Raw genomic sequence first — 10064 nt, 5'->3', positions numbered from 1 at the left:
GAGCGTTGACCTCGGCGCCTCCATCGCCTGCAATGGCTGCTGCCTCACCGTCATCGAAAAGGGGGCGAATTGGTTCGCCATTCAGGCCTCTGCCGAAACCCTGTCCAAGACCACGCTGGGCGGCTGGGCTGAGGGTACCCGCATCAACCTCGAGCGGGCGCTCAAGATCGGTGATGAATTGGGCGGGCACATCGTGTCCGGCCATGTGGACGGGCTGGGCGAGATCGTGTCGATCACGCCCGAAGGCGCCTCGCAACGCTTCCGCTTCCGCGTGCCCAATGAACTGGCCCGCTTCATCGCGCCCAAGGGTTCGGTGGCGATCGACGGCACCTCGCTCACCGTCAACGAGGTCGAGGGTAATCACTTCGGCGTCAACATCATTCCGCACACCCAGGCCGTCACCACATGGGGCACCATGGTTGAGGGGCAGCGGGTCAACATTGAAATCGACATGCTGGCGCGCTATGTGGCCCGCCTCACCGAGTACAGACCGACATGAAATCCGAAAAGTCCAAGGCCTCCGTCGAACACACCCGCGCCCACATGCTGATCCTTGAGGCGCGCTTTTATGGCGACATCTGCGACGAGCTCTGCCGCGGCGCCATCGCGCATATCGAGATGGCTGGCGCCACGTGGGAGCGGCTCGCGGTTCCAGGCGCCCTCGAAATTCCCGGCGCCATCGCCATCGCGCATGAGACGGGCCTCTACCACGGCTATGTCGCGCTGGGCTGCGTGCTGCGCGGCGAGACCACGCATTATGATGTCGTGGCGAACGAAAGCTCGCGCGGCATCATGGATCTGACGCTTGAGGGCCTGTGCATCGGCAATGGCATCCTCACCTGCGAGAATGATGACCAGGCCTGGGCCCGCGCCCGGGTGGACGAGATGGACAAGGGCGGCGGCGCAGCCGAAGCCGCCCTGACCATGATCCGCTACTCGCGGCTGATGAGCCGCAAGGCCGCAGGCCTCGACGTGAAAGCCGGCTCGTGAACGCCAGCGACAACAAATATCCGCGCGAGCGCCGCTCTGCCGCAAGGCTGGGCGCGGTGCAGGCGCTTTACCAGATGGACCTGTCGGGCTCGGACGTGGGCGAGACGCTGGCCCAGTTCTCCGCCCGCGCCGTGGGCGAGAATTTCGAGGATGGCCAGTGTGGCGAGGCCGACTACCGGCACCTCAAAGAGGTGGTGGATGGCGTGGTGCGCGAGCAGAAGGCCATCGATCCCGTGGTTGACCAGATCCTCGACAAGGGCTGGCCGCTGCACCGGCTCGATTCCACGGTGCGTGCCATTCTGCGCGCGGGGGCTTATGAGCTGATGTTCATGGAGCGCGTTCCGGCACGCGTGGCGATCAGCGAATATGTCGACGTGGCGGATGCCTTCTTCGGCACGGAGGAGCCGCGCTTCGTCAACGGCGTGCTGGACAGGCTGGCGCGCCAGAAGCGGCCTCGGGAATTCGCCGCGTGACGGCGGAAGACACAGTCTTCGACGACAGCAAGGCCCGCCGCAATGCGGTCATCCTCGCCAGCGCGCAAGCACTCTATGGCGCAACGCTGACGGCGGTCGTGGTGACCTCGGGGCTGGTTGGCGCGCAGCTGGCGCCCAGCCCCTCCTGGGCAACGCTGCCCATGTCGCTCACCATCGTCGGCACCGCGCTCACCACCTTCCCCATTTCGCTGCTGATGCGCCGCGTGGGCCGCCGCGCGGGCTTCGTTGCCTGTGCGCTGCTGGGGGCCGCCGGCGCACTCATCGGCATGGTGGCGATCTTCCAGCGCAGCTTCGGGCTGTTCCTGGCGGGTTGCCTTCTCGTCGGCATCTATCAGGCCTCGGCCTCCTATTACCGCTTCGCGGCGGCGGATACGGCAAGTCCGGCCTTCCGCCCCAAGGCCATCTCCTGGGTTATGACGGGCGGCATCGTGGCCGCTCTCATTGGCACGCTCATCGTCATGTACACGGTTGACCTGCTGGCGCCGGTCACCTTCGCGGGCACCTGGGCGGCGATGGCGCTTCTGGCGGTCATCGGCGCCGTGCTGCTGCTCGCCGTCGACATTCCGCTGACCGAGAAGCATGACGCGCCCTCGGGCCGGCCTTTGGGCGTCATCGCCCGCCAGCCGCGCTACATCGTGGCGGCCCTCACCGCCATGCTGGCCTATGGCATCATGATGCTGGTGATGACGGCCACCCCCGTTGCCATGCTGGGCTGCGGCTTCTCGGTCAAGGATTCGAGCTGGGTCATCCAGTGGCATGCGCTGGCTATGTTCGTTCCCAGCTTCTTCACCGGCAGCCTGATCAACCGCTTCGGGGCGGAGAAGATTTCAGCCCTGGGCATGCTGCTGCTGGTGGGTGCTGCAGTATCGGGCCTGATGGGCATTCATTTTGAGAATTTCGCCGCCGGGCTGATCCTGCTGGGTCTGGGCTGGAACTTCGGATTCATCGGCGGCACGGCGCTGCTCACCGATACCTATGAGCCGGAGGAGCGCAACAAGGCCCAGGGCCTGAACGACTTCCTCGTCTTCGCCACGACGGCCTTGACCTCGCTCAGCGCCGGAAAGCTGCTCGCCTGGTTCGGCTGGAGCGGCGTGAACTACGCCGTGCTGCCCATGGTCGTGCTGGCACTCGTCATGATCGCCTGGCTGGCGCGCCATCCGGCCCCCTTGCCACGTCACCCCGGCGAAGGCCGGGGTCCAGCTTTGGGCGCTGACAAGAACGCTGGATCCCGGCCTTCGCCGGGATGACGGTCGTAGCGCGTTCCGGCCAGGTGGACTCACCTGGTCGAAAAGAACTCGCGCAAGATCAATCTGTTAATGGGAAATTCGGCGACTTTTCATTTATCCGCGATACTTCACGTAGCGCGAGTCCGCCACGTGAGTCGGAGCGCGCGGGGCAGACACGATCCCTGCCCCCACGCCGCAGGTGGGCATAGCAACCTAAGGCATGTCTTCCAGTATCGCGGCCGTTAGCCGCGAAAATCCGCCATTTATCTCGACCAACTTTTCTTCTTGCAGCCAATACGGCAGAATATCCGACAGCACGGTCGATCGCGACGTATCAAGCGTCCTGAGCCATGCAATGAACTTGACTCCAGTTTGCTTCAGATACTGATTGCTGACGATTGGATGCTTCAGATGCAACGCTGCTGGCTTACTGATTGCGAGACGCTTTACGGGAAAGCCACTGGCGAGCGCCAGGATCGGAATGGCATAGTCCCACCAAGGCTCGCCGATCCGGAAGAAGTCTGGAAGTGATCTTTCCAGGTTCACTGACCGGACGAACTCCGGCGGCAGAATGAAATAGTCGAACCCCCAGTGGTAATAGCCTAGAGCCGTATATTTCGCCTTGGGTTCCCTGGGTGCGACGACATCGACACGTCGCCCATAATAGAGGACGCTGTCGCAAAGTGAGTGCTGCAAGTCGCGGAGGGACTGCGTGATCACGATGTCCGCATTCACGAGCAATACCGGTTTCTTGTTGTCCGGAGGAATGGCAGCAATCAGTTCGGCGATCTTCGGTTTTGCTTCAACCTTCGCCCATTCGATCCCCGAAAGAGATGGCGCAATCTCCGAGACCGAGCGCACCACTGGCGCTGTCATTCTCCAGGAGGCCGCACAGTGCTTGAGCCAGTGCTCGCCAAAATCCATCTTGGTCGCCGAGATACGTCTGGGTGTTGGCCCCAGCGAGGTCACGACAGAACCGATCGAGAAAGGCTCTTTCTGAACGGGTATCGCGCGTGCGCCCGTATGCCGTTCATAGAGCCGGAGACCTGCTGAATGCACAGCCGCCACCTCGTGAAATGCGTGGGCGTCCAACCAGGATGGCGGAACCAGGACTTCAGCCTCCTCCTTCCCATCCATCTTGCCCCTCACGAGGCCGACGACCTTCAGCGATGGTAAAGATTCGAGCAGCCGGTCCAGGTTGCGGGCCTTCAAGAAGCGAGAACCGATAACCACGGAATCGAAACTGGCCCGCAGGCTTTCGGTGAGCCCCCGTCCCGCAAGGATGTCGATGAGTTCCTCAATCGCCAGGTGAGAACCGTCCTGCACGTTCCATGCTCCGGGCTGCGGCAACATGATCCATGCGGGGTTACTATCCAGAGTCTTTCCCACGCTTCTCCTGTTCTCCGCCGCCGAGGCAAGAGACATGACCGTCCCTGCATAGCCAAAGGTGAAGAGATCGTTTGCCTGCATCCCGCGGCCACAGGAGAGGTCGAGCATCGATCTGCACCCCAACCTGGCGAGTTCCTCCTCAATAACCTGCGCGACTTTTAGTTCCTCAGGCAGTCTTGCCTGCACGGCGGTGCGACCGCGCGGCACGGGGGTATAGTGGTAGGGATAATGCACCAGCTTTGCCTCGCGCCACCCCTCGGTCGAATAGTCCTTTGCAAAGCGCCGATCTTCGAACGGAACTTGCGTGAACCAGCCCGGACTCAGCTCCTGCAGTATCGTCATGTCATTGATGTCTTCGGTTTTAAGGCGACCTCTCAAGACGGGATTCTTGACGAAATCGACGAAGAGGTTGATCACGCTCTTATAGTCGGATGAGCGCAAGAGACCGACGGCGCCCGCATTCGAGATCAGCAGGGGCGCCTTCGCTTCTGCCATGAGTTCGGCTGCATCTTCAGGCGTGAATCCGTAGTTCAGGACATCGAAGTCACAGAAGGGAATCCCTTCCACGGCATAGGCCAGCCAGCGCATGTAGCAGGCGCGGGCATAGGACCACTCATTCTTTGTCCTGGCGAGGATTGTGTCTCTGCGGGAAAAGAACTCATACAGGGGGTGCCTGCGCGAGGTTTGCTCGCTCAGCCGTACCGGCTCCCAACCGTTGCTCCGGAATGTGCGCTCGTGCAAATCGATCAGCACTCCCTGATCATCCAGTGCCGTGAAGGTTGTCATGATCGGTTCAAAATAATAGGCGATGCGCATTGCAAAAGCGGCTTTCAGTATTGTCCAACATTCGCCGGATGACCGACGTTTCGGGGTTGTTGTTGCCACGTTGGTGGTCGTTTGGCAAAACCCCCGCGCCAACGCGCCCTCCAACGCAGGCCGCCAGGCACTGATGGCGGCAACGATGGCGTGTTCAGCGCCAGAACTGTGGAGACGCACCTCTTCCTTGGTTTTCGTTGGAACTCATCACAACCGGTCCGCTCATGTCGGCACTGGATCAGGCGGTGGCCGCAGTCCGGCAATCAGTCTCAGGATGTCTCTGTGCGATGCAAAAGTCCTATTGCAGCGCAGAACAATAGTGACTGTCTCAGTAACACTACGAAAGCTGTCGTGTTGCATGTGGTCGGTGACTTTTGGATCGATACGTCAGGAAAAGTCCTCTACGGGCCTAGCCTCGGCAGTGGTCGACAACGGCTACCCCAATGGTCGAAAATGGCCAACAGGGTCCCATCCCTTAAACCGACATCCACCAGATGACTGGCTTGTTAGGTCCGGGTGTTGCGCAATTCTGGGCCGGATGCAAGACCGGCCCTTGGCAAACAGCGTCGACGGTCTGCCATGACAGCAATTTCTGCTCATTGTTTGCCGTGTATGTCGATTTTGCCGTGATTGTGCGCTGATCAAGACGCACCTCTCCCTTGGTTTGATCTGGAACGCAGGACAACCGGGCCTTTCACGCCGGTGATGGATCAGGCGGTAGCCGCAGTTCGGCGATCAGCCGCAGAATGCCGGCGAAGAGTTGTCTCGGGATAGCGACTTCGGCCATCTGGACGGCAACATAGCGGCCGTGGCTGATGATCTTCGCGCCGATCTTGATCAGCTTCTCCCCCTGGCTGGTCAGCGAGCAGTCCTTGATCGGTTCGGGTGTTGCAAGGGTGCGCAGGAAGTTACCGAGATTGTCGGCGAGGGCGTGAAGCAGGAGACGGATCGTAGACTTGTAGCCCTCTGTCTCCAGAAACTCATAGATGTCGGGTGAGGCGAAGGCGGCATCGCCCCGGAAGTAGCGGCGCAGGTCCCGTTCCTGCTAACGCTCAACGACAGGCTGCAGCACACTCCTCCAGTCGTCTGCGCTGTGAACATTGCCTGGGCGCAGGGCGCAGCGTTCGCGGTCGCCGAACTGGTTGAACACGAACAGCGGATGGTAGCACGCGCATTCGAAGTGATCGTTCCAGACGCTGCTCTCCTGCTCGCCATGGGTCGGGCTTACGCTCGAATCCATATCCAGTAAGTTGCTGCCTGTTGAACGGCGAGCCTGCACCTTGTCGATCCATTGGCCTGACAGATCGGAGAGCGCAGTAAGGTTCTTCTCCCCGAACACCGGCTGCCGCAGCATGCCGACCAGCGCATGGCGGCCGTTTTTGCCGGTGCGGGCATCGGCGGGCACGTCACAGGCCATCGCGCTGAGGCCCAGTGCATCGTCGAGTTCGCGATAAGCCAGCAGCCCGGCATCGGAGGCGAGCCGCGAACCATGGAACTCAAGCTTCAGACGGCGGTTGAAATCGAGCCTGAGAGCACCATCCCTCGATTCACCCGCCGGGTTCTCCATGAGGGCCTCATGCGGTTCAGGTTAAACGCCTGATATATATACCTTAATCGTGGAAATTCTGCCAGAAATCAGTGTGTCATCTGGCGAATGCGGGGTAATCATGATCCGCAAAAGTGGTTCCCACTTTTGCGGATCATGATCTAGGCGGTAGCAAGTCTTGCCGGCATCGGCGCCATCCAGCGTCCCAACCGCCAGCATAGCCTGGTCACGCCCAGCAATGCCGCCACCACCCACATCAGCATCGAGATCGACCAGAAGGCAGCCGAGGCCGTGACGCTGGCGAAGGTCAGCGCGCCTCCCGCCAGCACGAGAACGGCGCGGGTGGCCTTGCCGAAGCGGGCGGAGAGCTTGGCGATCATGCCCACCTCCTTGACCGACGCGGCCGTGCCCAGTGTCGCCAGCGTGGCGCGGTAACCGGCCTTGCTGCCGATGGTGTAGATGTCCGTTCCCAGGCTCTCCAGAGATGTGGCAAGTCCCTTGATGGCGCGCTTGTCGAGGGCGTCGGCGGCAATCACGGAGAGTTCCTTGGCCAGCGGCTTGGAGAGTTTGCCCGCCCGCTTTACCGCCTTCACGGTGCTGAGGCCGGAGCGCGCCGGGAGTGTGATACCGGCCGAGGCGATGGTGGCGGCCGTCACGCCGAGGCCTATGGTGGAGAGCCCGACCAGGAAGGGGTCCACCTCCTTGCCCGTGAAATAGTTTTCGGCCTGGGTGTAGAGGTCGCGCACATCGCCGATGCCGGTGAGGTCGCTGGCGACCGCGCCCGCAAGGGCTGCCTCGTTGGAGGCATCGCCGTAGAGGAAGCCGTTCCAGGCATCAGCGCCCATGCGGGCATCGGCTTCTGCCTTGGCGTCCGCAACCTTGGCGCGGTAGGTCTCGGGCAGGGGCACGCCACGCTCATCCGCCAGCGCCAGCAGGCTTTCCGCAAGGTCTTCGTCCTTCGCCGCAACCGCCCCGTCAATCCCGCGCGTATAATCGGCGGGGGTGCGCAAGGTGAGGGCGTAATGGGCCACGGCCGCCTCGTCCCGGGGTCCGGCGAGGAGCTGGAGAGCCTCGAGGCCCCTGGGCAGCACGGCCAGCCCGGCAGCCAAAAATGCAATCGTTACAATGCCCCAGACCCAGTTCTTCATGCCGCCGTCCCGTCCTTCGCCACCGGGAGTCTATAGACCATGAAATCCCGCCGCTTTCGTGGCGGAAACACAGCCTCAGGGTGGTATTTCATCTGTGGGCCAATCCGTTCTGCTTGTTGCACTCAAGGCCTTGATTTGGCATACGGACAGCACTTTCCGGGGCAGGGATGAGGCGGAGTGTTCCGCCATTTGGGGCCCTGGGGAAACGCTGAACAAACACAAGGGTTTATCATGACCACTGCACTCTGGCTGATCGTGCTCGCAGGCGCGCTCTCCATCGTGTACGGCATCGTGACGACGCGCGGCCTGATGGCCGCGGACGCCGGCTCGGCCCGTATGCAGGAGATTTCCGCTGCCGTGCGCGAAGGCGCAACGGCCTATCTCACCCGTCAGTACACCACCATCGGCATCGTCGGCGTGGTGATCTTCGTTCTCGCCTGGCTGCTGCTTGGCGTCTGGTCGGCCATCGGCTTCGCCATCGGCGCGATCCTGTCCGGCCTCGCGGGCTTCATCGGCATGCACGTCTCGGTGCGCGCCAATGTGCGCGTGGCGCAGGCGGCCACCAAGTCGCTCGCCGGCGGCCTCGACCTCGCCTTCAAGGCGGGCGCGGTCACGGGCCTTCTCGTCGCAGGGCTGGGCCTCCTCGGCGTCACCCTCTATTTCGGCTTCCTCTCGGGCTCGATGGGCTTCGACCCGACGGGCCGCACCGTCATCGACGCTCTGGTGGCTCTCTCCTTCGGCGCCTCGCTGATCTCGATCTTCGCGCGCCTGGGCGGCGGCATCTTCACCAAGGGTGCGGACGTCGGCGGCGACATGGTGGGCAAGGTCGAAGCGGGCATCCCGGAAGATGATCCGAGGAACCCTGCCACCATCGCCGACAACGTCGGCGACAACGTCGGCGATTGCGCCGGCATGGCGGCCGACCTGTTCGAAACCTATGTGGTGACCGCGGTTGCCACCATGGTGCTCGCGGCGATTGCCCTTCCGGCTGAGTTCAAGCTCGCCGGCATGGTGCTGCCGCTGGCCATCGGCGGCGCTTGCGTGGTGACCTCCATCATCGGCACCTATTTCGTCAAGCTCGGCGCCAGCAACAACATCATGGGCGCGCTCTACAAGGGCGTGATCGCGACGGGCGTGCTCTCGCTCATCGCACTGCTCCCGGTGATCTACCTGGTGTTCGGCAGCATGTCCGTCGATCTCGGCGGCTTCACGCCGATGAGCCTGTTCTGGTGCGGCGTGGTTGGTCTCATCATCACCGCGGCGATCATCTGGATCACTGAATACTACACGGGCACCGGCAAGCGCCCGGTCAACTCCATCGCGGAGGCCTCGATCACCGGTCACGGCACCAACGTGATCCAGGGTCTGGCCGTCTCGATGGAAGCGACCGCCCTTCCGGCCCTCGTCATCATCGCGGGCATCATCGTGACCTACATCCTCGGTGGCCTGTTCGGCACCGCGGTGGCCGTCACCACCATGCTGGCGCTCGCTGGCATGATCGTGGCGCTCGATGCTTTCGGTCCGGTGACGGACAATGCGGGCGGCATCGCCGAAATGGCGGGCCTGCCTAAGGAAGTGCGCCACAACACTGACGCGCTGGACGCAGTCGGCAACACCACCAAGGCCGTCACCAAGGGCTATGCCATTGGCTCCGCGGGCCTCGGTGCGCTGGTGCTGTTCGCGGCCTACACGCAGGACTTGGCCTACTTCACGGCACAGGCCAATGCCGAAGGTTCGACCGTCTACCAGTACTTCAAGGGACTGGGTGCGGTGGACTTCTCGCTGGCCAATCCTTACGTCGTCGTCGGCCTCCTGTTCGGCGGCCTGCTGCCTTATCTCTTCGGCGGCATGTCGATGACGGCCGTGGGCCGTGCGGCCCAGGCCGTGGTGGTGGAAGTGCGCCGCCAGTTCAAGGAAAAGCCCGGCATCATGAAGGGCACGGAGAAGCCTGACTACGGCCGCGCCGTGGACATGCTGACCAAGGCCGCGATCAAGGAAATGATCGTTCCCTCGCTGCTGCCCGTGCTCTCGCCCATCGTGGTCTACTTCGTGATCCTCGCGATTGCCGGCAAGGCGATGGCCTTCGCGGCCGTCGGCGCCATGCTGATGGGCGTGATCGTCACCGGCCTGTTCGTCGCCATCTCGATGACGGCGGGCGGCGGCGCCTGGGACAATGCGAAGAAGTCCTTCGAGGACGGCTTCGTTGACTCGAAGGGCGTCAAGCACTTCAAGGGCTCGGATGCCCACAAGGCCTCCGTCACCGGCGACACCGTCGGCGACCCCTACAAGGACACGGCGGGCCCCGCCGTGAACCCGATGATCAAGATAACCAACATCGTGGCGCTGCTGCTGCTGGCCGTTCTCGCCGGTCACTGAGTCACGCGACAAGCCCCCGCCCGCACCTCAGCGGACGGGGGCATTTTTTTGAGTGGCGTCATCCCGGCGAAGGCCGGGA

General features: G+C 62.7%; 7 protein-coding genes and 1 pseudogene. 5 read left to right on the top strand and 3 right to left on the bottom strand.

The features are described 5' to 3' along the window. The 4 genes from ACILRA_RS13860 to ACILRA_RS13845 form a co-directional block, all read left to right on the top strand. Window positions 1–499, top strand: a 499-nt coding sequence (locus tag ACILRA_RS13860; RefSeq protein ID WP_395662684.1) for a riboflavin synthase, incomplete at its 5' end; no start/stop codon positions are given. Beyond that, window positions 496–990: a 6,7-dimethyl-8-ribityllumazine synthase gene (gene ribH / locus ACILRA_RS13855; RefSeq protein ID WP_395662683.1), complete on the top strand. Its 495-nt coding sequence runs from the start codon at window positions 496–498 to the stop codon at window positions 988–990. The genes ACILRA_RS13860 and ribH, both read left to right, overlap by 4 nt. Then, the gene (gene nusB, locus ACILRA_RS13850; protein ID WP_395662682.1) at window positions 987–1463 is read left to right on the top strand and encodes a transcription antitermination factor NusB; all 477 of its coding nucleotides are present in this window, start codon (window positions 987–989) and stop codon (window positions 1461–1463) included. The genes ribH and nusB overlap by 4 nt, the downstream gene beginning before the upstream one ends. Continuing rightward, window positions 1460–2731, top strand: coding sequence for an MFS transporter (locus tag ACILRA_RS13845; protein WP_395662681.1), 1272 nt, complete (start codon window positions 1460–1462; stop codon window positions 2729–2731). The genes nusB and ACILRA_RS13845 overlap by 4 nt, the downstream gene beginning before the upstream one ends. A 192-nt stretch (window positions 2732–2923) precedes the next feature. Here the strand turns inward: ACILRA_RS13845 and ACILRA_RS13840 are convergent, their stop codons facing one another. The 3 genes and pseudogenes from ACILRA_RS13840 to ACILRA_RS13830 all read right to left on the bottom strand — a co-directional run bounded on the left by ACILRA_RS13840 (window position 2924) and on the right by ACILRA_RS13830 (window position 7609). Further along, the gene (locus ACILRA_RS13840; RefSeq protein WP_395662680.1) at window positions 2924–4915 is read right to left on the bottom strand and encodes a hypothetical protein; all 1992 of its coding nucleotides are present in this window, start codon (window positions 4913–4915) and stop codon (window positions 2924–2926) included. Between the two features lie 694 nt (window positions 4916–5609). After that, window positions 5610–6482: pseudogene (locus ACILRA_RS13835) on the bottom strand (transposase). Window positions 6483–6622: 140 nt separating this feature from the next. Continuing rightward, entirely contained in the window at window positions 6623–7609 is a 987-nt protein-coding gene (locus tag ACILRA_RS13830; RefSeq protein WP_395662679.1) for a hypothetical protein, read from the bottom strand. A 231-nt stretch (window positions 7610–7840) separates the two neighbouring features. Between ACILRA_RS13830 and ACILRA_RS13825 the strand changes: the two genes are divergently transcribed. Further along, a complete protein-coding gene (locus ACILRA_RS13825) occupies window positions 7841–9985 on the top strand; it encodes a sodium-translocating pyrophosphatase (protein WP_395662678.1) in 2145 nt (714 codons plus the stop codon). Window positions 9986–10064: the final 79 nt, after the last annotated feature.

It is taken from the genome of Aestuariivirga sp., assembly GCF_044239095.1.
Lineage (GTDB): Bacteria > Pseudomonadota > Alphaproteobacteria > Rhizobiales > Aestuariivirgaceae > Aestuariivirga.
The sequence above is the reverse complement of the archived record's forward strand: the minus strand, read 5'-3'. Positions and strand labels throughout refer to the sequence as shown.

Coding starts and splice junctions, on each gene's coding strand:
- ribH (WP_395662683.1), top strand. CDS start 496: ATGAAATCCGAAAAGTCCAAGGCCTCCGTCGAACACACCCGCGCCCAC.
- ACILRA_RS13840 (WP_395662680.1), bottom strand. CDS start 4,915: ATGCGCATCGCCTATTATTTTGAACCGATCATGACAACCTTCACGGCA.
- ACILRA_RS13830 (WP_395662679.1), bottom strand. CDS start 7,609: ATGAAGAACTGGGTCTGGGGCATTGTAACGATTGCATTTTTGGCTGCC.
- ACILRA_RS13825 (WP_395662678.1), top strand. CDS start 7,841: ATGACCACTGCACTCTGGCTGATCGTGCTCGCAGGCGCGCTCTCCATC.